Raw genomic sequence first — 25471 nt, forward strand, 5'->3', positions numbered from 1 at the left:
TTAAGCGGACATATTAAGAACTATGAATATTATACCTGTCATTGATATTCGTGATGGTATTGTTGTGCATGCACGGGGTGGCGAAAGAGCAAACTACCAGCCATTAAAGTCACTATTAACTCAGTCTGTGAAGCTAGAACAAGTCATTGATGATTTACTCGCGTGGTACCCATTCAAACAGCTCTACATTGCCGATCTCGATGCCATTGAGCAAAAACAACATACGCCTCAACAATATCAACATTTAATCGACACATTTCCACAACTGAGCCTCTGGCTTGATGCTGGTATTACTGAGATGAGTGCGTATTCATATTATCCGATGTCGCCACAATTACGTCTTGTCCTTGGAAGTGAAACGCTGACAGATCTGCAATTGTTAAAAGCGCCGCATGTCAGACAACAGTCAATTTTGTCTCTGGACAAGAAGTCTGGATCCATTTTGGGCAGTGAAGAAATAGTAAAAGAGCCAGCTTATTGGACACAAACATGTATAGCCATGAGCTTAGATAATGTAGGTACAGATAAGGGACCAGACTTTGACTGGCTCAAATCATTAATGAAAGAGCAAGAATGCGTGAAATGGTATGCTGCGGGTGGAGTACGTGATGAAGCTGATTTAAGTCAGTTAGCACAAATAGGTGCCACAGGGGTATTAGTAGCCAGTGCATTGCACACTGGTAAATTAGGTCGCTCGAATATAGAACGATTAAGCAGGGACATCACTCTTCCGTAGAAGAGTGATGTATGTAAGCTTAAATCTTACTTAGCACCAAATGGGTGTTCGCTAGATTTGTATTGTGCAACAACGTCAGCCGCTTTTGGCTCACGAGCAACAGCACGTTTGATAGCTTCTTTAGTAGCGCGATAGTTCCAATCTTGGATTTTTTCATCGCTATCAGCAGTTGGAGAAATGAATACGCCAACGCAGATAAAGCAATCATCAGCTTCACCAGCTGGGATAGTGCCATCTTCAACACATTCAGCAACAGCAAGTGAAACACCACGCTGTGCTGGGCCGAACATTTGAACGGCTTGTTTCATGTTTTTGATGGTGACTTTGTTGAACATTACAGTTGCAGGCTTAACCATTAAGTTAGGCGCAACAACAGCCAACAAGCCATTAACCCCTTGTTTCTGGTCGGTGAGAGTACGGCAGAAGGCATCTTCTGCTGCAGAACCACGTGGACCCATGATTAAGTCAATGTGTGCAACGTTGTCTAAGTCACCATCTTCGATGACCAATGATTCACCTACAAGTACGCGATCGATAACTGGCATGTTATATTTTCCTGTTCCAAAAAAATTGTCAAAAAGGCTCATTTTTTTCCCTCCTTATTGTGAAAGGAAGGGTTTATACGTAATAAAGGAACGTATCACCTGCTCAGTGCCGTCCGCTAAATGCTTCGTGGTACTGAAATTCATTAAAAGAAAGCAATTGCTTAAATTTATAAAGCAACAAGGTGGCTGCAATAAGATCAGCCGATGTCCCTGGATTAATTGCTTTCTCTTTTAATTCTTTATCCCAGTGAGTGAGTGCATCAAAATGGGTCTCTACAGTACCCGTTTCTTCTATTTGGATCACAAACTGTTTTGCTCTCTCACTGACTTTGGTTGCCAGCGCAGTGGATTGCTTACGGGATATCAAGCTATCCAACGCCTTCGATAACAACTTAAGATACGCGAAAGCCGTTGCCCATTCAACACTTTCCCCAGAATTTATCGCTTTTGTCAATGATGGTAAACTCAGATCCCATAGCGTGTTGAAATTATTGATATATTGCTGTGCAATATGATCACGATTTTTTGCTAAATCCATCGCTTCAAGCAAGGTAATGGTTGGTACTGCGCTGATATCCTGTTGGTCTTGTTTACCTAGTCCACCCGCTTCAGCTAAACGAATGGCTTGGTAGCAATCGATGGCATCATCTACAGTCAGATTATTGAGTACGACTTGAAGACGTTCTGGAAGTTCGTCAAAGGTTTCACACGACTGAACAGCCTGACACAGTGGTGCAAACAGTAAAACAATACCTAAGTTGGTATTGCAGTTGACAACACGTCGGGTTGCCTGAATCGATTGCAAAATACGTTCACCTACGGTCAAATCAGGTTTTGCCATAACCGGGGCGATAGCGTGAGCACTTTTAATAAAATCTTCCACCACCATATTATGCCCATCACTGATGACATTAACATTACCGGGTTTGGGGGCAGAGACCTCTTGCTCACAGGCCCAGAATACAGCGTCTTTTAAATCTGACTCAGAGAGCATGGGTCGCTTGTTTTTGTTCAATACGTTTGACTAATGCTTTAGCCAGGTGCATAGCCACATCCGTTCCGGTAGCTTGATAGAGTCCTTTCCAAGCTGGAACACTGTTCACTTCTAACACGGTAAAGTGTCCATTTTTATCCCTGATCAGATCGACACCGGCATAGTCTGCATTCACTGCTGCCGTCGCTTTGACAGCTAATTGCCTCATCTCTTCGGTGACCGTGGTAGCAAAACAGCTGGCTCCTTGAGCAAAATTGGTTATCCATTTATTGGCGCGTCGGCTCATGGCGGCGCAGACTTCATTATCAATGACCAATAGACGCCAATCCTGCCAGATACCTTCAAGTTCTGGTGCAATATATTCCTGCAGATAATAAGCACCACCAACAGGAGGAAGTTGTTCGAATTGCGATAATTCTTCGATTAAGGTGATACCTTTACCTTGGCAGCCGAATAACGGTTTCATCACGATTTTATTACCCATATTCAATTCTCGGGTAATGATCTGTTTGGCCATATTGCTGTCTTCGCATGCCCAGGTTCTTGGCGTGCTCAATCCAGCCTGATTCAGGCGTAATGATGTTCTGGCTTTATCTACCGTGTATTCGATAGCCGTTGCTGGGTTAAAAACAGGAATTCCCAATTCAGCTAAGGTATGCAGGACATCCATGCGAAGGGTGATTTGTTCGAGAAATCCTGGCGCAATACCTCGAACCATAGCGGCGGCGGGTAATTCATTCTCAAAGCCGGGAATAAACAAACCGGTCGGGGAGTCTAGATCGATTCGACATGCCGCTAAGTCTGTTAACACTGCTTCGATACCAAACTGGCTCAGTGAATGTGTTAATTGTTCACTGTGCCAGCCGTGGGTATCGTTAAAAATAACAAGGCGGTTTGACGCCATAGTGATTTAAAGTCCGAAAGAAAGATTGAGTAATTCCTGATTCAGCTCACCAGCAGTGAAGCTTTTACCTGTTTTTGTGCTAGTCACAATCACTTTACCTGGACTGAACAACATGCCATCAATTTTGAAAAAGTCATATTCATAAGATTTAAAGATGTCGGCAAAGGGACGGCCATAGTCTGATGAAGTATTACTAGGCATTTTTTCAGCCAGATCTTTCGCTTCTTCATCTGTAGCATCAACAAATAAATGTACTTGGCCACCAAATAAAATTGCATCATTAGTGCGGCCCATGGCAGTCATAAAGTCACCACCTGGAGGCGCGACTGGCGTTGAGCCATAACCATCAACAATTTTTTCTAACGGGAAATGCAGTTCGTGTGCTTTATGCATGGCGACTTCCAGGACACGGATAGCAATTTGCATCACACCAGCCAGACTCGAGGTAGGCGTCAAGATGAACGTGAGGTTTTCAGGCTTAATACCACAGTTATTGGCCACTTTTTCAGCCACTTCTACTGGCGGGAAACTATCTACTTCCAGAACAATGACGGTTGATTCAGCTTCGTCTTTGTAACCAAACTCTTTGAAAATTTCTTCTCTAGCTGCCAGCGCACGACCGGGGCCAGAGCCTAAAGCAAAGAACTTACTGTCTTCGCTTTTATGAGATAAGCTCCATCCGGCATATTGACTGCCGAGGCAACTTAAAACGGGGGTCTTAGCATGGACATTAACTGACCATGGCCAGTTGGCAAAGCCACTGTTGGTACCCATGGTGGCCGTACCCAGCCCACCCATACAAATTTCACCAATAAGACGTCCGGCTTCCAGCCCGCCGTTACAGTTAATGCCAGCATCAACCACCCGAGTGTCATTGCTTAAGGTGCTGATTTCAAGTTGTAATGCTTCAGCATTATCAATTAAGGCATCCACTAATGGTTGGCAGGCAGCGTTTACACTGGTCCATTTGGCTGAAATGTCTGTGCTCATTGTAACGTCCTATAGATAGAGTCGAAAAAAGATTCATTAGATTATACGTGATGAAGGGCTGGCTTATGCAAGGTCATGGCGCTGCTCGGTAGTGGGATAAGACCCCCTCAATTGCATCGAGTCTATGTTGGCGAATTGCCGATTTGATTTGCTCGCCTGCTAAACCTTGATCAAGTAATGGTTTGATGTCGACCGCGGCAGCGTGTTGATAACAAGCCGAAAAGGCATCTTTTTCAGGATAATCAGCGGTTTCATACCCTGGTCGACCACGAAAGTCCGCTTCACCTGCCAATAAAAACTGTTCACATCGGTGAGGACGGCGAAAGCTATCCAAACCTTCAAGCACCTTTAAAACCCGACTGGCATCAAGCTCAAATAATAAGTGAACATCGGTATGAAACTCTGCCACTTTTGCGGCAAGCGAACTGATATCTTTTGGTACTCTCAAGCGTTGGCATAATTGTTGGGTCAGCTTAATACTTGTCGCTTCATGACCGGCATGACTGGGCAATATATCTTTTGGTGTCAGACCTTTACCCAGATCGTGGCATAAAGCAGAAAATCTGACAGCCAGGTCTTCGGTTAACTTTGCAGCCTGATCGATAACCATCATCACATGCACGCCGGTATCGACTTCAGGGTGCCATTTGGGTATTTGTGGCACACCAAACAGACGATCCACTTCAGGGAATAAAGTGGATAGCGCATTCACCTGTCTGAGGCTAGTGAAAAATACGGAAGGTTGTTCTGTTTGTAATGCTTTTGATAACTCTTGCCAGACCCGTTCAGCCACCAAGTGTTCAAGTTCGCCACTGGCTACCATTTGTTTGATTAGCTGTTGAGTTTCATCGGCAATAGTGAAATTGAAGCGAGCTGCAAAACGAGCGATACGTAGTACCCGAACAGGATCTTCTACAAAAGCAGGTGATACATGCCTGAGAATGCCTTGTTCAAGATCGCGAATGCCGTTGAAGGGATCGATAAGCTCACCATCAAGTGATTCGGCAATGGCATTGATGGTTAAATCGCGACGTGCGAGATCATCTTCTAAGGTGACGTCTGGCGAAGCATGGACGGTAAATCCCTGATAACCATGTCCTGATTTGCGTTCAGTTCTGGCAAGTGCGTACTCTTCCTGCGTCTTAGGATGAAGAAACACGGGAAAGTCTTTCCCTACTGGTTTGTAACCATTTTCCAACATATAGTTGGTTGAGGCACCAACGACTACCCAATCACGATCCTTGACAGGTTTTCCGAGCAGTTTGTCTCTAACACAACCGCCAACAAGATACGTTTTTATCGTGTCGATAACGACCTTACTCCGATTTTATTCTAGGCATTCTTTCTGACAACGGTTTAATTGATTGGTTACGTTGACTATCAAAAATAGCTGCATAGCTCATGACCGTTTGGACATAGTGCCGGGTTTCATTAAATGGAATATTTTCAGCCCAAATATCAGCATCAAGTGAATTATCAGGTAACCACTTACTGACACGATGTGGTCCTGCATTATAGGCGGCAGTGGCTAATACAGGATTTTGTTGATTCTCATCATACATGCGACGTAAATAAGCACTACCTAGTTCGATATTACGCTCTGGACGATACAGTTCGTTAAGCTGTTTTAATGGACGATTAATCAGTTTAGAAATCAGGCGACCAGTATCGGGCATCAGCTGCATTAGTCCCATTGCACCAGCATGTGAGCGGGCTTCTGGGTTGAACGCACTTTCCTGACGAGCGATGGCTAGTAACCATGACGGATCTAAACCTTGTGCTTTACTGGCCTGACGCATGGCATCATCATAAACGACAGGGAAACGTAAATCTAAAGCATCCCAATATTGGGCTTTACCCAATAAGGCGATGGTTTGATTATGCCAACCCCATTCGTGAGTCAGCATCGCGATCATTTGAAGTTCACGATCCGGACGCGTTTGTTTCAAGTGGTAAGCTTCTCGACGTGCTTCCAAGTGCATACCTTGTATATAAAACTCATGTAAGCGTTGGATTGCAGATTGTTTTTTTAACGCTGCCATGTCTTGTTGAGTCACCGGTATAGGGCGGTGATTCATTTTATAAGGCTGGGTTAGATGATCAGAAGCCAAGAAAGAGTAATAATCGCGCTTACCTAAAATGGCTGAAAATGTTTGATTAGCAGCTTGCTTTTTCCCTAGTGCTTCCTGACTTCTGCCTAACCAATACTGCCAGCGTGTTGTACCCAGCTCATCAATATTCATCAATTTGATAGCTTTTTCAGCGGCTTTCCAGTCTTTTTGCCATAATGCGGCACGCACCTGCCATTCACCACCTGGAATATCACCAAAGTAACGCAAAGCTTTTTTATCACGGTTAAGTGCGGCCCATTTTCCAATCGCTTTTCTAGCTTCAATCGTATCTTGTTGGCTAAAATTGTAGCGCGTTTTAATGTTTGACCAGCTAGTGAATGCTTGCTCCGGCGAACGTCTGGCTAGTCGTTGCAAACCATGAATAATCATTTCACGATTGAGGGCCGTATCAGCGCTTAATGAGCTATTCTTGGCAAGCCCGTTGAATACAGAGAGGGGATTATTATGTATCGCTTGCCACTGCTTCACCAACTGCTGATTATCTACTGGATTGGCGGTTGATTTAGCTAGATAAGTCGCCATAGAGAATTGATTGGCACGCAAGGCCAGCATCATACGTTGATAGCGTAAATCATTGTTTAATAAACCCGCCGTTTCCCAAGCTGAGAATACGGGATCACAGGCTTTTTCTTGTGAGTGGGGGACCAGCCATAACTCAGGCGTAAGTTCAAAAGCTTTTTGTTTCTGACCCGAGGCTAGTAATGCTTGCAGGTAATAGCACTGCCTTGTTGCTGATTGTGGAGGCTGGTAAAAACTCAAATAGTCGGACCAACGATTTTGTTGAGCTAACTTATTTAGCCAAAACATACGTAAACGTTCAGCATAGAAACTGCCATCTTCTTTCTTTAAAAACTCGCTGACAGAAGCGTTGCTGGCCTGACTCAGGCGTCCATTCAGATATAGATACTGTAAATAACCTTGTAGTGGATAGCCATCAAGTTGTTTATGTAGCATTTGATAGCGTGATATTTGATTATCTTGTAGCGCTTTTTTTGCTTGCTGGAACAAATGTCGTTGTTCAGTTAGTTGCACAGCATTATCGCTATAAGCCAGTGGGCTCATCAGTAGACAGAGAATGAAAAACGGCAGTGTTTTGATAATGTTCATGAGGCCTATCTTAAACCATATACGCAGACAAAATCAGCCTATCTGTAAAGAAAATATGAGTGTGATTGATGACGTAAATAGATGATAAATTTTCAATCGTTTTTAGCTGATAAATTTGCGTTCTTTATGGCGATTTCCAGCGTATCAAGATTAGGAATAAAGGCCACTTTATTACCCACTTTTATTTGGCAATACAGATAATCAGAGTTGTTCTGGTCGTGTGTCATTTTAAGCGCCGAAGCGTTTAGCGTAATGAGTTGTGGTGAACCTGTGCAAGGAATCGCATAATACCCGATATCGGCATCAGCATTAATGCCTTCGATAATGCACAGTTTGTTAGCAGGATAAAGTGTTTCTATATTTTGCTTGAGTAAAGTCTCAAGATCGACAACAGCTAATTTTTTTGTTGCCATTCGACCCACTCTAACCAAGGAGTCATCTTCGTGGCCGCTTGTTTAATCGTTGCTTTTGGAAGCACTTCCGTTATCGTGCTGTTTGGCAGCAGTAGGTAATGTTTCTGCAGTGGAATCAGCATGCAGTGCACGAATTGAGCTTGGGCAGGTTTTTCCATATCTGACATCTACTGTGTGGTTTCCTGAAAACTGACTTTACCCAGCAATTTCTGCATCTGCCAGATGAGTTCTTCTTCTTGGTAAGGTTTGCCCAAATAGGCATTCACACCGATTTCCAGGGCTCTTTCACGATGTTTATTCCCTGTTCTTGAGGTGATCATGATAATTGGAAGATGCCTGAATTCTTGGTCATTACGTACAATCGAGGCGAACTCAAAGCCATCCATGCGAGGCATTTCAACGTCTAACAGAATAATGTCGGGCTTCTGCTCATGTAATTGCGATAGCGCATCAACGCCATCACGAGCTGTCATGACTTCGAAGCCGATACGACGTAAAAGATTGCCTGTCGCTTTGCGCATGGTAATAGAGTCATCGACGACCATCGCGGTTGGCAGTCTGTCTTGTAACTGTTCGAGTTCACGTTCGAGGTTAATCGCATCGTCAGTATCCAGAGAAATATTCTGGCTACTATCCATCAGTGTGGGTATATCCAATATAAAGACCACCCGACCATCCCCAAGAATGGTGGCGCCGTTGATGGCTGTAATATGACCAAGTTGTGTACCGACAGATTTAATGACAATTTCGCGGTTGCTGACAATATCATCCACTAACAAGGCAATGCGTAAGTCACCAGAGCGGAACAGAAGCAGCGGCATTTGATGTTTCAGATTATCAGACAATGATAGTGGTTTATCGAGCAATGAACTCAGCGGCATAAACCGGTATTTTTCACCCTGAAAATCATAATGCGGTTTATGTGTGCCCAACATTAATTTAATGTCACGAACGCTGATACGTTCACCTGCCGTGATGGTATTTAAAGGTAGGGCGTACTGCTCATCCTGAACCCGAATTAATAAGGCCTGGATGACTGACAATGTTAATGGCAGACGAATTGTAAATGTACTACCTTTGCCGCGCTCAGATTTGATACTAAGACGTCCTTTCATACCGCGGATTTCATTGCTGACAACATCCATGCCAACACCTCGGCCAGCAAGCTGAGAGATATTGTCTGCGGTACTAAAGCCTGAGCTCAAAATCAGCTGAATCAGCTCATCTTCTGATGGCATATCATGATGGTTGATAAGGTTCATGGATAAGGCTTTTTCTCGCACCTTATCGATATTGATTCCTTGTCCATCATCACTGATATTGATGACAATTTCTGAACCTTCACGTGTGATAACTAATGACAGCAAACCGTTAGCTGCTTTACCGTGGTTGAGCCGATCTTCGCTATCTTCAATTCCATGCGCAATCGCATTACGAAGAATATGCTCCAATGGGGCGACAAGGCGGTCAAGAATCGTTCTATCGATATCGAGTTCAGAGCCTCGAATTTTTAACTCGACTTTTTTACCTAACTCAGATGCTGTTTGTCTGACGATGCGTTCAAGCCGACCAACAATGCCACTGAAAGGTAGCAAACGGGTGGTCATCAGACCTTGCTGTAAGTCGGTATTAAGCCGTGACTGCTGCAACAGAATTGCATCAGTTTCCCTGACCAAGGTATCCATCGAGTGACTGATGTCATGTAAATCAATGACGCTTTCAGTTAGCCCCCGAGATAACTGTTGAATCAGGGAAAAACGATCCAACTCCAATGGGTCAAAATCCGATTCATTCTTGAGTCGTTCATCTTCATAACGGAACAAAATCTGAGTTTCCGTTTCAATTTCCAAATTACGCAGCTGATCATGTAAACGAGCAACCGTCTCTTCCATTTCGTGTAGTTGCTGACGCAGTGCTATATGTTGTTGCGTCACCCGATCACGCGAAATACTGACTTCGCCGGCAAAGTTTGTTAGATAATCCAGAAGATCAGCACGAACTCTGACTTGCTCGACATGTTGAGGCGCTGGTGGGGTATCAGTTTGAATCGGGCTGACTGGTAATATATCGGACGCGGTATCTATATCTCTTTCTGCTTGTCTAACTTTTTCTGGTGCAGGTAGCGGTCTGTCTTCAATATGTAAATCCTGGCCTTCCGTGCGTGTGGATATCTCGGCAATCAAAGATAATGCCGTTTTCACCGGCTGGTGATTGGCTAATTGTTCCTGCATTTCCGCCAGCTTATCCTGACAGCGTTGCAGTAAATCAAAGAAATCCTCATCGGCTTCTTGTAAGCCATCGCTGACGGCCAACACTAATGTTTCGATTTGATGCGTCAAATCGGCCATAGGTGAAATACCCGTCAGCCTTGCGCCTCCTTTTAGCGTGTGTAAGTCACGCTGGAGCTGCAATATATCTTGTTCAGTATGAGTATGGCTCACCCAGGCTTTGATGATTTGACTGCTTGAGTCGAGTAGCTCTTGTGCTTCTGCGGCAAAGGCTGACAGCAAGTCATCATCCATATCTGCAGGTATGGCGTAGTCTGTTTCATCCAAGCCCATATCCTGCTGATGACGTGTTTTTTGAGCCAGGTAGTTATCAACCCGAGCAGAAAAATCGGCAGAGGTGGAAAGCGGCTTATTCTGTAATAAGCTTTCAATAAACTGGTTTAACTGCTCATACCCCTGTTCCAGTAAGGCATTTAAACCAATATCTTGAGGATGGCATTGATTAATGAGCTTGTTCAGGCTGGCATACGTGTTTGCAATGAGGGTTTGTTGTGCATCGGATGCCGTTTGCTCTAACTGCCGCAAGGTTGAACTAATGGCAAGCAGATTGTCCTGATCCGTGGGCACCAATTGCCACTGTTTTAATTGCTTGGTGTAATCTTCAAGGAGTTCATCCGTTTCTTCCAGCAAGATCATCAGATATTCAGGATCAATGACTGGTGCCAGTGCCGTTTCTCCAGACGGTGTCAGTTCAGAAATATAGGATGATAATGTGATCAGGTCAGGCTGTTCGCTCTGATTCATCACGTGTTCAAGCAGTTTGTCTAGGCCATCAACCACCTCATGCATCAACGTCATCTGATGATTATCAAGCACAGTATCGTTCATATGGAGTTGCTTAACAGCTTGATCCATTTCTGTGGCAATCATCGCCATGGTTTTTATGCCGGCAATATTGGCACAGCCTTTTAATGAGTGAACCGAGCGTAAAACTGGCGAAGTGATTTGTCTGGAAAAAGCGATATCGTTGAGGCTTTGCTTCAGTGTTGAAATATGTTGTTGTGCTTCTGCCACAAAGATATTGAGCAACTCATTATGCTCTTCTTCTGCAATTTCATCCGCTTCCTGTTCAGATAATGTTTTTGCTTTGATGTATTGATCGACAGATGTGTTGTCTTGAGCACGTTGAATCAGGTAACGGTCAACAGAGCTTATGGGGGACAGTATTTCTTCTACAGGAATACTTGTGCGGAATGCCTCAATTTCTTTTAAACGATCCTGCTGGGCAATATAGCGTGCGACACTCGTTTGTTGAGGTTCAGTAATGGTTGTTTCATGCTCTGTATGCAAACGCTGTATGTAGCTTTCAACGCTGGTCATAAGTGGACTTTGATGCTTCTCAAGCCCCCACTTCTTACGAATATATCGTTCGACGCCCGTAGGCAGAATGGGATCTATTTCAAAAACAGGTTTGTCCGGGGAATATTGCGCATCTTGCTGTGCCTGATACGTTGCTAAATCGACATCTAACCTTGCTGCATCACGTGCTTGACGAATTTGGATATAACGTTCAACAGAGGTGCGTTGGTCCTGCTGTCTTTGCGCTTTTACTTCTTTGAGTAAGGGATTTAAGCACCTTTCTTTTAGTTCATACAACGCATCGATGTTATCTGGCGAACTGGTATCTGCTTGAGTGAAACGTGACAGTAGCTCTGGTAAGAGTTGATAACTGTCTTGTACTAATTTTTTGACAAGATCATTATCGTCTCGGCTGCCCTCAATGACGTGATTCAACACATCTTCAACAGCCCAGCAAAGATCGGCAATGACCTGAGCTTTTGCCATACGTCCGCTGCCTTTAAGCGTATGGAAGTGACGCCTTGTTTCATTTAATGCTGCCTGATCCTGCTGTTGAATCCAGGCAGGAATGTGGTGCGCTAATTCCTGTAACACTTCTGTGGCTTCTTCAATGAAGATAGCAGCTACTTCAGCATCAATACCCTCAGCAAAATGCCAGTCTGCGTCAGCGCCTGAATCTGTGCCGGCAATGTTGGGTTGGTCAGTTGATACCTCGACTGGGGATGAATGAACGGTATCATCGCCAGAAAGAACAGGATCATCGATAAAGTCATATGGCTCAATACGCTTATCTTCAACGGATAGCGCAGGTTCGGCGGAAGTCTCTGTGTCAATTATGACGTCTTCATCAGTCGCTGTTTCATATTCATTATCGAACTGCAGCAGTTTGGTTTTAGCTGTTGCCAGATAATCGTCATCAGCCTGTCCGTGATGACGCACGCCCTCCATGTATAATTCGCAGCAAGCAATGATATCAGCCAAACGTTGCAGCTTAATCGCCGAGAAGGTTTTCTCCCCTGCGTGATAATCAGATAGTGTCTCCGATGTCATTTTCACGATCTCGGCCGCAGCAGCCTGGTCCAGCATATCAAGACTGCCTGCAATCAAACTTAACTGTTGTTCTGTTTCTCCTAAGCCATCAACATAGCGTTCTGATCGCTCCATTAATGTTAGTGTTTCTTTGATATTACTCAGCTCTAGCAAACATTCGGTCATGACTGTTTGGCGCAACTGGTCACTGACGTTTGCCTGTGTCGTAGATGCCAGTAGGGCTTCTGCCTGTAATAAGCTATCGGCAAGTTGCGTTAAGTCATCTTCACTGGGAATATCACCGCGACTGCTTATCGCATTGAGTTGCTCTACCTGATGATGTAATAGATTGCTGGCTTCATATTCGGCAAGTAAAGCCAGTGTGTCTGACATGCTTTGTAATTGTTTTGATGTCGACTCAATCACATCAATATCAACATCGCCATCATGAACGTGTTGATTTAACTGTTCTTTTATATCCTGAAGTTGCTCAAGCAAAGCAAGGTGAGCATCACCCAGCGCATTGTCACTCATTCCATAGATACGGGAACGTTGATCAAAGAAATACAGTTTTAACGTCGCTTTTAGTAAGGTGACATGTGAGCCACGGCTGGTCGCTTTGGCAATGGCTAATAACAGCTGTTTTTCCAAGTCTGCAGGAAAATCCAATTGTAGGGCGGCTTCACCGGCTTCGCTATGTTGCTTAATTGGTTGAACCAATTTACCCATTAGGGGTTTTATTTGCCCGGCAGACGTCAGTCCTTGGTGTTCAATAGCTTCAATGAAAGCTTCGGCTGTCCACCAGAACAGGCAGACTTTTTCTTGGTGGCTGGATAAGCGAAGAAAATGCACGATGGCATACATTTGCCTTAGGCTGTCATTATCTTGCTGACGTAACCATTGCAGTAGCAAGACTTGGAAAACATGTCCCAACTTACGTTGTTCAATATTCAATGCTGGAAGTTTTCGGGCTGGATTGGGTGCAATGCTGTCTGGTAGAGCAATGGAAAGCGATGGATTAAACAGCTCGATTTCAGTTCTGGTATCTGCTTTGCAGACTTTTCTCAGCTCGTTAATGATATCCAGCAGGGACAGTGGGTGATCCAGAAAGTCGTTATTCAGCAGTTTGATGTAGTTCGGTAATAGTAATAACGATTTTACAATGGCATCCTGAGCCGCTGAGGTATCTGTTACCTGATTATTTTGAAGGGCTCTGACGGCTTTTTGTGTTTCTTCAGTCAGCATTGACGCACCGGACATATTAATCATATCCAGTGTCCCTTTCACCTGATAAAGAGACTCGATAGTATCGGTAAGAAGCTTCTCTTCAGCCTGGCCATCGAGAAAATTATTCATGGCCGCTAAGGCATGAGCAAGAGACTGCTGCAATTCATCTTGCAGCCAGACTAATGCATCGTAATTGCCTTTGATGAGTTGTGCCATTAGATGACTATCTCCAAATAAGCTTAGCGAGGTAACTTAAAGCCAGATACAGACTTACGCAGTTCGTTTGTTAACTCTAGAAGTCGACCAATCGAAGCTGCACTCTCATTGGTGCCGGTAGAGGTTTGCATAGTGATTTCCTGAATAACATTCATGTTCTCAGAGGTCGTCACCGCAGCCGTTGCCTGTTGTTTGGCATTATCGGAGATATTGTTGATAAGTTCTGCCAACTGGTGAGAAACACTTTCAATTTGCTCGAGAGAGGTGCCGGCATCCTGTGATAGTTTTGCTCCGGCAACGACTTCGGTTGTACTTTGTTCCATCGAACTGATGGCCTCGTTAGTATCACTTTGAATCGTTTTAACCAGGGCATCAATTTGGCGTGTGGCGTTACTGGAACGTTCAGCAAGGCGCTGAACCTCATCCGCTACCACAGCAAAACCGCGACCAGCTTCACCAGCCATCGCAGCCTGAATGGCGGCGTTCAGTGACAGAATATTCGTTTGTTCAGCGATATCATTAATCAGTTCAACAATATCTCCGATTTGTTGTGAGCTTTCACCTAAACGTTTGATACGTTTTGATGTTTCTTGAATTTGTTCACGGATGGTATCCATACCGTGTATCGCTTTTTTCACTGCACTGTTACCCTGAATAGCCAGAGATACAGATTGTTGCGCTACATCAGATGATTGGCTGGCACTACGAGATACTTGCTCGATAGAGCCTGCCATTTGATTGATAGACGAACTGACTTCGGTAATTTGTTGTGCTTGATGCTCACTGGCATCGGTCAGATGTAAGGCAGTTGCTTGTGTTTCCTGCGCTGCAGAAGCAACCTGCATGGTGGTAGAGTTAATTTGCTCAACCAGACTTCTCAATGCGTCTATGGTGTAGTTAACGGAATCAGCAATAGCGCCCGTGATGTCCTCTGTCACTGTGGCACTGACGGTAAGATCACCATCGGCCAGATCACCCATTTCATCCAGTAATCGAAGAATCGCATCTTGATTGTGTCTGTTTTGTAATTCCATTTTATCCAGTGACACTTTCAACTGATGAATAGAAGGCAGGCACAGATTAATAGCTGCCAGAGTAGAGAGAACAAACAGTATGGCTACGCCAATGCTGATATAGAGCAAATTGGGGTAGAGGAGTGTGTACATACCCGTTGCAATCAGCCCTAAGCCTGTCAGGGTGAGTATAAACAGAATGATAAACGCGGCCAGTCCCGGCCAGTTCTTACTGTTTTTCAGCGACGAAAATAAAAGCTTGCTGGTTGAGTTCATATACCTAGTCCTGATATCAAATTATTATGCGGCAGCATTAATAAACCTTTCATCTTCAATAAGTTTCGAGAAACTGAAAACGTCCCATTGTATGTCTTGCTGGTAAACACTACCTGTTAAGTAAGGTGTAATTTCTTTATGTGCTTGCGTGTCGAGAGAGTCTGGCTCACGTTGAAAATGCTTGAGTCCATAGACTTCATCTACTAATAAACCACTGTTGATGTCTGCATCGTTGATAACAATAATGCGGCTTCGTTTAGATAATCTGCTGGGTTTATCAAGAAGATAATGCTTTAGATCCAAGACGGGTAATAGTTCACCACGAAGGTTAACGATGCCATATACCCAAGCTTTAGCTTTTGGCACGGCGGTAATGTGGTCGGGGACGGGAAAGACTTCTCTGGAATCGTTTAGTGGAATCACAAAATGCTGACCAGCAAGACGAAATCCGATGGCTGTCCAGCTTTGCCCAAGCGATTCTTGTTGTGTTAACCCTGCCGCTTTTTGTCTGCTACGGCGTTCGACATCTTGCAATATGGCAATAATGTCTTCGGGTGTTTGTGGTTGCATCATAGTCATTTATCCAGCAACGATTGAATCTGTTCAATAATCTCATCCTCTGAGACCGGTTTGCCAAGATAACCTTTGGCTCCCTGGCGGAGTCCCCACATCTTATCGGTTTCCTGATTCTTTGAGGAAACAATAATGATAGGAATGTGACGAGTGTCATCATCACGACTTAAAAGACGTGTAGCCTGAAAGCCATTCAGGTTAGGCATAACCACATCCATCAATACTAAGTCTGGTTGTTCTTCTTGTGTAATACGAACTGCTTGCTCACCGTCTTCTGCAACCAGAACCTGATGACCATGTCGTTCTAACAGTTTTTGAAGCACATATACTTCGGTAGGCGAGTCGTCAGCGATTAAAATTCGAGCCATAAATTAATTTGCGTCCTGAGTTTTTTCCAGCAAATGTGTTCGGATGGCACCGAGTAAATCTTCACGAGTAAAAGGCTTGGTTAAATATTGTTCGGCCCCTACAACGCGTCCTTTTGCTCTATCAAATAAACCATCCTTGCTGGAGAGCATTACTACGGGTATGTCCCTAAATTTAGGGTTATTCTTCACTAGTGCACAAGTCTGATAGCCATCCAGTCGTGGCATCATAATATCGATAAATAAAATATCGGGATGATGGGCACTAATGATGGGTAGAGCTTCAAATCCATTGTCAGCCGTTAACACATCACACCCTGCCTTTTTTAATAGTGTTTCAGCTGTGCGGCGAATGGTGTTGCTATCATCAATCACCATCACTTTCAGACCGTTAAATTCGTTTTCACTCTGGCTCACGACTATGCTATACCTGAATTATTTTATAATTGTAGTGCACACGAAGATAACCCATTTTTGTGTTACAGGCTAGTGATGACTTGAGTTGAATAATCATCTCAGCGAACTGTAAATTCACAACGGTTAAGTATGAATGACTTGAAATATCAAATTTGTGTCCCATGTCTCTTCTTATCGACATTTATACTCAACTCTACACTTTAAAACATAAGCGAGCTTAACCATGACTTCTGGCGTCCCACACTTAACCACCGCTTTAAATGGTCCTCTTCTAAAGTTAGAAGCCATATTGCTAGAAAAGCAGACACAAGTTGAAACATGGTTAAGAGAGCAGTGGTTAAAAACGCCTGCGCCGTTTTATGCTTCTGTCGATCTCCGAAATGCGGGGTTTAAGTTGGCGCCTGTGGATACGAATTTATTCCCTGCTGGGTTTAATAATCTCAACGCCTCTTTTATGCCTTTGTGTATTCACGCTGCTCAGGCTGCTGTTGAACGAACCTGTCCAACAGCAAAACGCGTATTGATCGTGGCTGAAAATCATACGAGGAACTTGTTCTATCTCGAAAGTTTGGAAACCTTACGTGACATCTTCCAAAAAGCAGGTATGGAAGCTCGCATTGGCAGTTTATTAGAAGAGATTGAAGAGCCTATGAGCATTGACCTGCCATCAGGTAAGCAAATTACGCTTGAGCCATTAGTCAGAAAAGGTAATCGTGTTGCCGTGGATGACTTTTCACCCTGTCTGGTTCTGTTAAATAATGACTTATCTGCCGGACGGCCAGCTATTCTCGAAAATCTAGAGCAAGAGGTTATTCCACCATTACGCGCAGGCTGGTCAACCAGAAAAAAATCTGATCATTTCACTCAATATAATCAAGTCGCAAAAGAATTTGCTGAGCAGATTGATATAGATCCGTGGTTAGTATCCCCTTTGACATTGCAATGCGGTGAAGTGAATTTTAAAGAAAAGTCGGGCATAGAGTGTCTCGCCAAAAATGTGAACAATTTGCTGACATCTATTCGAGCCAAATACGCTGAATATAATATCGACAGAGAGCCGTTTGTTGTTGTGAAAGCCGATTCCGGTACCTATGGGATGGGCATTATGACGGTTAAAAGCGCCGAGGAAATCGAAAACCTCAATCGTAAACAACGAAATAAAATGTCATCCGCTAAGGAAGGTTTGGTGGTGGATAATGTGTTGGTTCAGGAAGGCGTTTACACCTTCGAGACATTGGGGGAAGAAAAGGCGGTAGCTGAACCCGTTATTTATATGATGGATCACTATGTGGTAGGTGGCTTCTATCGTGTTCACACTGGGCGTGGCGTTAATGAAAATTTAAATGCGCCGGGGATGCATTTTGAACCACTGGCCTTTGCTCAGTCCTGTAGCACACCAGATCAAACAGATTTGCCTGATTCGGAACCGAACCGCTTTTATGCCTACGGTGTCATCGCTAGATTAGCGTTGTTAGCAGCAGCGAGAGAAATCGCCTGATTTAATCAGGCGTTGTGCTCACTCAGATAAGCGATAGTCATGGTTTGGTTGTGCAGTAAACTGTGACTATCATCTTCCCCTGAACAGATTTCACCATTTGAATAGAATCCGGTGATGCCTGTCTGCATACCCAGTAGTCTTTGCACAGCAAACACTTCGTCTGATACCTGAGATTCCATGACTAATTTACGGCCAACACAGCTCACGCAAATAGCTAAGGCTTTATCGTTTATGTTGACGTCTTTTTGTAATATTTGTCTGGCTGCTTCACTGGCACCTAAAACCAAACGATCATGATCAGACTTGAGAAAACGAACGGTAGACCCTTCTTTTATATTGCCTGCAAAGGTCAAGCTATTATCTTGTTCATTAATCGAGAGGAGTGTTCTGATGACATTAACATTCTTCTCATCCATGATGGCAAAGGGGAAATTCAAGCCAGAAGCAGGTAATTCATTGGCGTAATAGCCTATGTACATCTTGTAAAGTGGAAGAGCGGGTTTATTGTCTAACTCGTACACCACATTTTTGTTTGAACGCGTAATTTTTCTTGGTGGTCCGTATGGTTGCCAGCCGCCTAAGGCGCCACTGGTAACGATGGCATCTTCTCCGTAAATACCAACAGCGATCACTGTACGATCCTGAATTTTGTCATTGTTGATGAGTAAGGTTTGCTTGAATGCAGCAGAGTCGCCTGCTAGACCACCTGTGATAGGAATATTGGGCAATATCTCCTGGAGACCTTCTACCAGTTCAGAACCATTAACATTCAAACCGTCACTGAGAACAAACACGCCTTTGAGATCATCCATTTTTAACTCAGCGGCAATTTGAGCACCCAGTGCATGGGATTGCTCCATACTATTAACCGGCTTGCTTATAAAGCGGAGCGTGCTTCGCTCCCACTGCATGGCTGTGATATGGATGCTGTCATCATAAACACCATCACCTGTAATCTCGCCCGATGTGGTGCAACCGATGATTTCGGCGTTTGGGTAGCGTTTTTTTAGGGTTTTAGCAAAACCTTTATCGTTGAAGCGGCTGACTGAGCCGAAAACGAGTACCCAGTTGGCTTCAGGAAGGGGAGAGGCCGACGGTAATTTATTTAAACCCGTCTTGGCGGGGAGGTGCTCCTGTACAAACTTCATTGGTTGGTCAACCTTTGCTCCATCATTGGCTTTTAGCGCCGTAGTCAAAAAAGCGTAACAAATCCATCGGGTGATACTACATCGTTTAGCGATTAAGGGGAATCGGGTCGCTTGTAATTTGTGAGATGCCTCACAATGAATGCATAAAAATCGGCCATAAAAAAAGCCGCTCAATGGCGGCTTTTTTTGATGATTGACTCATGTGTTAGGAATTATCCATTCAGTTTTTTCTTCAGTAATTCATTTACCTGGGCTGGGTTGGCTTTACCTTTTGACGCTTTCATTATCTGGCCAACGAAGAAGCCAAGTAATTGTTCCTTGCCATCCCGGTATTGCTGCACTTGATCAGGATTATTTGCCAATACTTCATCCACCATAGCTTCAATAGCGCCGGTATCGGTGACTTGCTTCAGACCTTTATTTTCGATGATCGCATCGGCATCTTTACCTTCACCTTTCCACAATGCTTCAAACACGGTTTTGGCGATTTTGCCTGAAATGGTGTTATCACTGATTCTGTTTAAGACACCAGCAAGCTGTTCAGCACTCACCGGCGATTCAGTAATATCCATGCTTGCTTTATTTAGCGCACCGGACAGCTCAACAATAACCCAGTTTGCACACTGTTTAGGATCATTGCCGCCAGTAGCCGCTAATAATGACTCAAAATAAGTGGCTAGCTCACGGCTACTGGTGAGTACTGAGGCGTCATACAGCGATAGACCTAACTCATTGACAAAGCGGTCACGTTTTTCGTTGGGTAGTTCTGGCAATGTCGCTTTAATATCAGTGATCGTGGCTTGGTCAATAATCAGTGGGAGCAAATCAGGATCAGGGAAGTAACGGTAGTCATTCGCTTCTTCTTTACTGCGCATCGCGCGCGTTTCATTTTTGTCGGCATCGTACAAACGCGTTTCCTGAATGACTTCACCACCTGATTCCAACACATCAATTTGACGCTCCACTTCGTAGTTAATAGCGCGTTCAACGTTACGGAAAGAGTTAATGTTTTTCAGCTCGGCACGGGTACCAAACTTTTCCTGCCCTTTAGGACGAATTGAAACGTTCGCGTCGCAGCGGAATGAACCTTCCTGCATATTGCCATCACAAATCTCAAGATAGCGAACCAGTGAGTGGATTTTCCTCATATAAGCAACCGCTTCTTTTGCGCTGCGCATATCAGGTTCAGACACAATTTCTAACAACGGTGTGCCTGCTCGGTTTAAATCAATGCCTGTTTGACCGTCAAAGTCTTCATGTAGTGATTTGCCAGCATCTTCTTCGAGATGAGCACGAGTAATACCGATGACTTTTTCAGAGCCATCCTCCAGTTCGATACTGATGTGGCCTTTTCCGACAATGGGTAATTCATATTGGCTGATTTGATAGCCTTTTGGTAAGTCAGGATAGAAGTAATTTTTGCGGGCAAAGACTGAACGTTCAGAAATCTCAGCATCAACGGCAAGACCAAACTTAATCGCCATTCTGACAGCTTCTGCATTGAGTACCGGTAATACGCCCGGCAGACCCAGGTCAACGGCACATGCTTGTGTATTCGGCTCTGCACCATATGCTGTAGCAGCACCAGAGAAAATCTTAGACTTGGTGGCGAGTTGGGTATGAATCTCTAACCCAATAACAACTTCCCATTCCATAATGACGGCCTGATTGTGAATGATAAAAAACGATGAATTGTAACAATTATTAACGCAAACTGAGAATTTTCCAGCCTTTTTCCTTAGCAAAGGCTTCAAGCTTCTCATCGGGATCAACGGCGACAGGGGTATCGACCAGTTCTAATAGTGGGATATCGTTATGAGAATCACTGTAAAAAGTACTGTTCTCCATCGTTTCATCCCGATGGTTTAACCACATTTTCAAACGCTCGACTTTACCACGCTGAAACGAGGGCGTGCCTGAGACTTTGCCGGTAAACGCGCCATCAATCATTTCTGGATCCGTGCCAATTAAATGTTCAATGCCCAGGAGCTCCGCAATAGGCTGGGTCAGGAAACTATTGGTGGCCGTAATAATGAGTAATGTATCGCCTTGAGCGCGATGCTTTTCGATGAGTTCGATACCCGCTGGCAAAATGATGGGTTTAATTTTTTCTTCTAGATAGGCCGCGCGCCAAGCTTCTAATTCAGACATGGGGTGGTTGGCGTAAGGTGTAAAGACAAACTCCAAAAATGCGTAGATATCGAGCGTGCCGTTAGTGTATTCTTGAAGAAAATGATCATTGCTAGCCCGGTAGGCGTCCTCGTCTACAATGTTATTTTCACACAAGTAACGACCCCATAAATAGTCGCTATCACCGGCCAGTAAAGTATTATCCAAATCAAAAATTGCCAACGCCATGATGCTGGAAAAGTCTCCGTTTTAATCAAAAATGCGACTATTGTATGTCAAAATGCATTGCATACTGACAGTGCTTTTAATAATCTAATCGCTAATTGAGAATAAACCGCTGGGGGCGATTGCGCTCAGCCAGCTAGAGACTTCAGTCGTGATTGATAAAGATGGCTTCAGGCCTAACGTAGGGATCATACTCTGCAACGAAGAGAATCAGGTGTTGTGGGCGCAACGTGCGCAACATGATTCGTGGCAGTTTCCTCAGGGGGGATCAAGTCCCATGAAACTCCTGAGCAGGCGGCTTATCGTGAGCTTACGGAAGAGGTAGGTTTACTGCCAGAGCATGTTGAGTTAATTGCAACGACCCGAGGGTGGTTGCGTTACCGCTTACCTAAACGTTACCTGCGATATGGAAATAAACCGCTTTGTATTGGCCAAAAGCAGCGTTGGTTTTTAATGCGTTTTACCGGTAAGGAAGAAGACGTCAAGCTTAATCTGCATGAAAAACCAGAGTTTGATGATTGGCGCTGGGTGGATTACTGGACGCCGGTTGACGAAATTGTGTTTTTCAAACGTCGTGTTTATGAAAAAGCACTCCATGAGTTTGCGCCATTATTATTTCCGGAATATCGACGTCAGTTAAATAACAAAAAAAGACGTTAATCCAGTTCTTTTCTGAACACACGCGATTTGCGCTGATAATTGTATAGCGCTTGTTTTGCGACAGGGAGATCAGCTATTTCTGCTGGTTTGAACCCATGCTCTAAAAACCAGTGCGCCGTTTGAGTGGTTAACACGCACAGATTATTGATGCCTTGTGCTTTTGCTGACTGCTCCAGTACCCCGAGTAATTGCTGACCGCGACCATGACTCTGGTATTGATTCGATACCGCCAGGCAAGCAAGTTCTGCCATATCATTATCAGGATAGGGGTAAAGTGCCGCGCAGGCTACAACACTGCCATCACGCTCCATGACCGTGAAATGATCGATCTCTCGTTCTAGTAACTCTCTTGAACGTTTTACGACAACTCCTTTTTCTTCTAACGGTTGAATTAACTCCAGGATACCGCCGACATCATCAATCGTTGCTTGTCTTGTGGTTTCAAAAGAGGTGGACGTTACCAGCGTACCAGCACCATCACGGCTGAATAATTCCTGTAATAAAACACCGTTAATGGCTCTATCCAGAATATGTACTCTGGTGACGCCTGCTCTACAGGCTTTTACCGCAGCATGTAATGAAGGATGGGAGCTGAGTGTTTTTTCTGCCTCATTCACCGTCAGTTCGCGGGGCATCGTTTTGTTACTGTGACCAATAAAGATCAATTTATCTGCGCGTAATGCTGTGGCCACTTCTGTCGCGATAGATTCAGCTGAAACGTTGAAGCTTTCGCCTGTAAGGGAGTAACCCAGAGGGGGCAGCAAAACAATATTACCTAATCCCAATTGTTGATTGATGCCTTCAGCATCGATACGGCGCACTTCACCGGTATGACCCAGATCCACACCATCTATGATGCCAGCAGGTCTGGCAATCACCAAGTTCCCACTGATACAACGAATACGTGCATCGGCCATTGGCGTATGTGGTAACCCAAAGGACAGTTTCGATTCGATATCAAGGCGCAGTTTACCAATGGCTGCTTTGGCAATAACCAAGCTGATATCATCGGTCACTCTCAAACCATTGTGATATCTAACAGGTATGTTTTGTTCGATACAGCTTGCTTCAATCTGAGGTCTGGCACCGTATACTAGAACCAATTTAATGCCTAAGCTATTCAGGATAGAGATATCATGGAGCAGGGGCTCGAATTCCTGGCTATCGATGGTTTCACCATCAAAAGCAATCACAAAAGTCGCGCCACGATGACTATGAATATAAGGCGCAGCGGTACGAAACCAGCTGGTTGTGGTGGCTAAGTTTTGTGGTGTAACTGGCTTTACAGTGTCGTTCATTCGTTTCTTTTTATCTCAGACTCGGCACGCTTGCCAAGTGTCGTGTAAAATTTATCAGATTATTACCATGTGATCTAAGGGTTACGTGGGGCAAAACAGATTTTGGAGAGATTTCGCATGCCTCAATATCGTTCAAGAACATCTACCGCGGGTAGAAATATGGCTGGCGCTCGCGCACTGTGGCGGGCGACAGGAATGAAAGATGATGATTTCAATAAACCTATCATCGCTATTGCAAACTCGTTTACACAATTTGTTCCCGGACATGTTCATCTAAAAGATCTTGGCCAACTGGTTGCGCGCGAAATTGAAAAAGCGGGCGGTGTCGCAAAAGAGTTCAATACCATTGCCGTTGATGATGGTATCGCTATGGGGCATGGCGGCATGCTTTACAGCTTACCATCGCGCGACATTATCGCTGACTCTGTTGAATATATGGTCAATGCGCACTGCGCGGATGCCATTGTTTGTATTTCAAACTGCGACAAGATCACACCCGGCATGTTAATGGCCGCTATGCGACTCAATATTCCGGTGATTTTTGTTTCTGGTGGACCAATGGAAGCGGGTAAAACAAAACTCGCTGGTAAAGACGTCAAGCTGGATCTGGTGGATGCCATGGTTCAGGCAGCGGATGAGCATGTCAGTGATGCGGATGTCGAACAGGTTGAGCGTAGTGCCTGTCCAACCTGTGGTTCATGCTCTGGTATGTTTACAGCTAACTCAATGAACTGCCTGACGGAAGCTTTGGGGCTATCATTACCAGGCAATGGTTCATTGCTTGCTACACACGCGGATCGCAAAGAACTGTTTCTGGAAGCAGGTCGTCGCATCGTCGATTTAGCTAAACGCTACTATGAAAATGATGAAGAGGATGTATTACCGCGATCTATTGCGACAAAAGCGGCGTTTGAAAACGCCATTGCCCTAGATATTGCGATGGGTGGTTCAACCAATACCGTGCTGCACTTATTAGCGGCGGCGAATGAAGCCAAAGTCGACTTTACTATGGCTGATATTGATCGCATGTCACGTAAAATTCCGAATTTATGTAAAGTCGCGCCTGCCACCAACAAATACCACATGGAAGATGTACACCGCGCTGGTGGTGTCATTTCTATTCTTGGTGAATTAGCGGCTGGTGGTTTATTGCATACTGATGCGCCCACAGTTCACAGCAAAACCATGGGTGAAGGTTTAAAACAATGGGATGTGAAACGCACAGACTATGAGCCTGCATTAACACGTTATCTCGCTGGTCCTGCTGGTATTCCAACACAGGAAGCCTTCAGTCAGAACTGCCGTTGGCCAGAGCTGGATTTGGATCGTGAAAACGGCTGTATTCGTGATGTCGAACATGCTTATAGTAAAGATGGCGGCTTGGCCGTGTTGTATGGCAATTTAGCTGAAGATGGTTGTATTGTGAAAACGGCCGGTGTGGATGAGTCTATTTTGACTTTCTCTGGTCCGGCACGCATTTTTGAGTCTCAAGATGACTCTGTCGCAGCTATTTTAAGAGGGGATATCAAAGAAGGTGATGTTGTCCTCATTCGCTATGAAGGACCCAAAGGTGGACCAGGCATGCAGGAAATGCTGTATCCCACCAGCTACCTGAAATCTAAAGGTTTAGGTAAAGCCTGTGCCTTATTAACTGATGGACGTTTCTCCGGTGGTACATCGGGTTTATCTATTGGTCATGCTTCACCTGAAGCGGCAGAAGGCGGGAATATTGGCTTGGTGGAGGAAGGCGATATCATCCATATCGATATTCCTAACCGTAAGATCAATGTTGAGATAAGCGACGAAGAGCTGGCGCATCGTCGTGCCGCTATGGAAGCGAAAGGCGATGATGCCTGGAAACCCGTTGCGCGTGAGCGTGAAGTGAGCCTAGCTCTTCAGGCCTATGCCGCATTGACTACCTCAGCGGCGAAAGGGGCTGTTCGGGATGTTGAACAACTCAAGCGTCGATAGAAAATAAATGAGCCCGG

20 protein-coding genes and 1 pseudogene are annotated in these 25471 nt (G+C 44.6%); 4 read left to right on the forward strand and 17 right to left on the reverse strand.

The features are described from left to right. Positions 1 to 22 precede the first annotated feature (22 nt). Positions 23 to 736, forward strand: a complete 714-nt coding sequence (locus QUE24_RS08925; RefSeq protein ID WP_286303505.1) for a HisA/HisF-related TIM barrel protein — start codon at positions 23 to 25, stop codon at positions 734 to 736. A 26-nt stretch (positions 737 to 762) separates the two neighbouring features. Here the strand turns inward: QUE24_RS08925 and fae are convergent, their stop codons facing one another. The 13 genes from fae to QUE24_RS08990 form a co-directional block, all read right to left on the reverse strand. Continuing rightward, positions 763 to 1281, reverse strand: a complete 519-nt coding sequence (gene fae / locus QUE24_RS08930) for a formaldehyde-activating enzyme (protein WP_007143952.1) — start codon at positions 1279 to 1281, stop codon at positions 763 to 765. A gap of 103 nt (positions 1282 to 1384) precedes the next feature. After that, positions 1385 to 2275, reverse strand: coding sequence for a triphosphoribosyl-dephospho-CoA synthase (locus QUE24_RS08935; protein ID WP_286303506.1), 891 nt, complete (start codon positions 2273 to 2275; stop codon positions 1385 to 1387). Next, entirely contained in the window at positions 2265 to 3179 is a 915-nt protein-coding gene (locus QUE24_RS08940) for an ATP-grasp domain-containing protein (RefSeq protein ID WP_286303507.1), read from the reverse strand. The genes QUE24_RS08935 and QUE24_RS08940 overlap by 11 nt, the downstream gene beginning before the upstream one ends. A 6-nt stretch (positions 3180 to 3185) precedes the next feature. Next, positions 3186 to 4169 (reverse strand): methenyltetrahydromethanopterin cyclohydrolase, encoded by a 984-nt coding sequence (gene mch / locus QUE24_RS08945; protein ID WP_286303508.1) that lies wholly within the window; start codon positions 4167 to 4169, stop codon positions 3186 to 3188. Between the two features lie 73 nt (positions 4170 to 4242). Beyond that, positions 4243 to 5469, reverse strand: a complete 1227-nt coding sequence (locus QUE24_RS08950; RefSeq protein ID WP_286306096.1) for a multifunctional CCA addition/repair protein — start codon at positions 5467 to 5469, stop codon at positions 4243 to 4245. A 16-nt stretch (positions 5470 to 5485) separates the two neighbouring features. Next, a complete protein-coding gene (locus QUE24_RS08955) occupies positions 5486 to 7408 on the reverse strand; it encodes a transglycosylase SLT domain-containing protein (RefSeq protein ID WP_286303509.1) in 1923 nt (640 codons plus the stop codon). Positions 7409 to 7500: 92 nt separating this feature from the next. After that, the gene (locus tag QUE24_RS08960; protein WP_286303510.1) at positions 7501 to 7821 is read right to left on the reverse strand and encodes a hypothetical protein; all 321 of its coding nucleotides are present in this window, start codon (positions 7819 to 7821) and stop codon (positions 7501 to 7503) included. After that, a complete protein-coding gene (locus QUE24_RS08965; RefSeq protein WP_286303511.1) occupies positions 7803 to 7979 on the reverse strand; it encodes a hypothetical protein in 177 nt (58 codons plus the stop codon). Before QUE24_RS08965 ends, QUE24_RS08960 begins: the two co-directional genes overlap by 19 nt. 9 nt (positions 7980 to 7988) lie before the next feature. Next, on the reverse strand, positions 7989 to 13880 hold the full coding sequence (locus QUE24_RS08970; protein WP_286303512.1) for a hybrid sensor histidine kinase/response regulator: 5892 nt from the start codon (positions 13878 to 13880) through the stop codon (positions 7989 to 7991). A gap of 23 nt (positions 13881 to 13903) precedes the next feature. Then, a complete protein-coding gene (locus QUE24_RS08975) occupies positions 13904 to 15169 on the reverse strand; it encodes a methyl-accepting chemotaxis protein (protein WP_286303513.1) in 1266 nt (421 codons plus the stop codon). 24 nt (positions 15170 to 15193) lie between these two features. Next, entirely contained in the window at positions 15194 to 15742 is a 549-nt protein-coding gene (locus QUE24_RS08980; protein ID WP_286303514.1) for a chemotaxis protein CheW, read from the reverse strand. 2 nt (positions 15743 to 15744) lie between these two features. Then, positions 15745 to 16110, reverse strand: a complete 366-nt coding sequence (gene pilH, locus QUE24_RS08985) for a twitching motility response regulator PilH (protein ID WP_286303515.1) — start codon at positions 16108 to 16110, stop codon at positions 15745 to 15747. A 3-nt stretch (positions 16111 to 16113) separates the two neighbouring features. Further along, the gene (locus QUE24_RS08990) at positions 16114 to 16485 is read right to left on the reverse strand and encodes a response regulator (protein ID WP_414673376.1); all 372 of its coding nucleotides are present in this window, start codon (positions 16483 to 16485) and stop codon (positions 16114 to 16116) included. Between the two features lie 262 nt (positions 16486 to 16747). On the opposite strand from QUE24_RS08990, the gene gshA reads away from it, so the two are divergent. Further along, positions 16748 to 18022 carry a glutamate--cysteine ligase gene (gene gshA, locus QUE24_RS08995; protein ID WP_286303517.1) on the forward strand — a complete coding sequence of 425 codons (1275 nt, stop codon included), beginning with the start codon at positions 16748 to 16750 and terminating at the stop codon, positions 18020 to 18022. 5 nt (positions 18023 to 18027) lie between these two features. Here the strand turns inward: gshA and QUE24_RS09000 are convergent, their stop codons facing one another. From QUE24_RS09000 to QUE24_RS09010, 3 genes are all read right to left on the reverse strand, one after another. Then, positions 18028 to 19170, reverse strand: a complete 1143-nt coding sequence (locus QUE24_RS09000) for an FIST signal transduction protein (protein ID WP_286303518.1) — start codon at positions 19168 to 19170, stop codon at positions 18028 to 18030. Positions 19171 to 19382: 212 nt separating this feature from the next. Continuing rightward, on the reverse strand, positions 19383 to 20825 hold the full coding sequence (gene gatB, locus QUE24_RS09005) for an Asp-tRNA(Asn)/Glu-tRNA(Gln) amidotransferase subunit GatB (protein ID WP_286303519.1): 1443 nt from the start codon (positions 20823 to 20825) through the stop codon (positions 19383 to 19385). A 49-nt stretch (positions 20826 to 20874) separates the two neighbouring features. Then, positions 20875 to 21528 (reverse strand): histidinol-phosphatase, encoded by a 654-nt coding sequence (locus QUE24_RS09010; protein ID WP_286303520.1) that lies wholly within the window; start codon positions 21526 to 21528, stop codon positions 20875 to 20877. Positions 21529 to 21676: 148 nt separating this feature from the next. Here QUE24_RS09010 and QUE24_RS09015 point away from each other — a divergent pair. Then, a pseudogene (locus tag QUE24_RS09015) lies at positions 21677 to 22185 on the forward strand (RNA pyrophosphohydrolase). On the opposite strand, the gene argA reads toward QUE24_RS09015, so the two are convergent. Continuing rightward, entirely contained in the window at positions 22182 to 23483 is a 1302-nt protein-coding gene (argA, locus tag QUE24_RS09020) for an amino-acid N-acetyltransferase (RefSeq protein WP_286303521.1), read from the reverse strand. The pseudogene QUE24_RS09015 and the gene argA overlap by 4 nt on opposite strands. 117 nt (positions 23484 to 23600) lie before the next feature. Between argA and ilvD the strand changes: the two genes are divergently transcribed. Continuing rightward, complete coding sequence (ilvD, locus tag QUE24_RS09025; RefSeq protein WP_286303522.1) at positions 23601 to 25454, forward strand: dihydroxy-acid dehydratase; 1854 nt, start codon at positions 23601 to 23603, stop codon at positions 25452 to 25454. The last annotated feature ends 17 nt before the right edge of the window (positions 25455 to 25471 follow it).

Source organism: Methylophaga marina (assembly GCF_030296755.1).
Lineage (GTDB): Bacteria > Pseudomonadota > Gammaproteobacteria > Nitrosococcales > Methylophagaceae > Methylophaga > Methylophaga marina.

Bases quoted from the DNA above. Each gene is read 5' to 3' on its own strand.
- QUE24_RS08970 (WP_286303512.1), bottom strand. From the start codon at position 13,880: ATGGCACAACTCATCAAAGGCAATTACGATGCATTAGTCTGGCTGCAA.
- fae (WP_007143952.1), bottom strand. From the start codon at position 1,281: ATGCCAGTTATCGATCGCGTACTTGTAGGTGAATCATTGGTCATCGAA.
- QUE24_RS09000 (WP_286303518.1), bottom strand. From the start codon at position 19,170: ATGAAGTTTGTACAGGAGCACCTCCCCGCCAAGACGGGTTTAAATAAA.
- mch (WP_286303508.1), bottom strand. From the start codon at position 4,169: ATGAGCACAGACATTTCAGCCAAATGGACCAGTGTAAACGCTGCCTGC.
- QUE24_RS08975 (WP_286303513.1), bottom strand. From the start codon at position 15,169: ATGAACTCAACCAGCAAGCTTTTATTTTCGTCGCTGAAAAACAGTAAG.
- argA (WP_286303521.1), bottom strand. From the start codon at position 23,483: ATGAACGACACTGTAAAGCCAGTTACACCACAAAACTTAGCCACCACA.
- ilvD (WP_286303522.1), top strand. From the start codon at position 23,601: ATGCCTCAATATCGTTCAAGAACATCTACCGCGGGTAGAAATATGGCT.
- pilH (WP_286303515.1), bottom strand. From the start codon at position 16,110: ATGGCTCGAATTTTAATCGCTGACGACTCGCCTACCGAAGTATATGTG.
- QUE24_RS08940 (WP_286303507.1), bottom strand. From the start codon at position 3,179: ATGGCGTCAAACCGCCTTGTTATTTTTAACGATACCCACGGCTGGCAC.
- QUE24_RS08965 (WP_286303511.1), bottom strand. From the start codon at position 7,979: ATGGAAAAACCTGCCCAAGCTCAATTCGTGCACTGCATGCTGATTCCA.
- gshA (WP_286303517.1), top strand. From the start codon at position 16,748: ATGACTTCTGGCGTCCCACACTTAACCACCGCTTTAAATGGTCCTCTT.
- QUE24_RS08980 (WP_286303514.1), bottom strand. From the start codon at position 15,742: ATGATGCAACCACAAACACCCGAAGACATTATTGCCATATTGCAAGAT.
- QUE24_RS08925 (WP_286303505.1), top strand. From the start codon at position 23: ATGAATATTATACCTGTCATTGATATTCGTGATGGTATTGTTGTGCAT.
- QUE24_RS08990 (WP_414673376.1), bottom strand. From the start codon at position 16,485: ATGGTGATTGATGATAGCAACACCATTCGCCGCACAGCTGAAACACTA.
- QUE24_RS09010 (WP_286303520.1), bottom strand. From the start codon at position 21,528: ATGGCGTTGGCAATTTTTGATTTGGATAATACTTTACTGGCCGGTGAT.
- QUE24_RS08960 (WP_286303510.1), bottom strand. From the start codon at position 7,821: ATGGCAACAAAAAAATTAGCTGTTGTCGATCTTGAGACTTTACTCAAG.
- gatB (WP_286303519.1), bottom strand. From the start codon at position 20,825: ATGGAATGGGAAGTTGTTATTGGGTTAGAGATTCATACCCAACTCGCC.
- QUE24_RS08935 (WP_286303506.1), bottom strand. From the start codon at position 2,275: ATGCTCTCTGAGTCAGATTTAAAAGACGCTGTATTCTGGGCCTGTGAG.
- QUE24_RS08955 (WP_286303509.1), bottom strand. From the start codon at position 7,408: ATGAACATTATCAAAACACTGCCGTTTTTCATTCTCTGTCTACTGATG.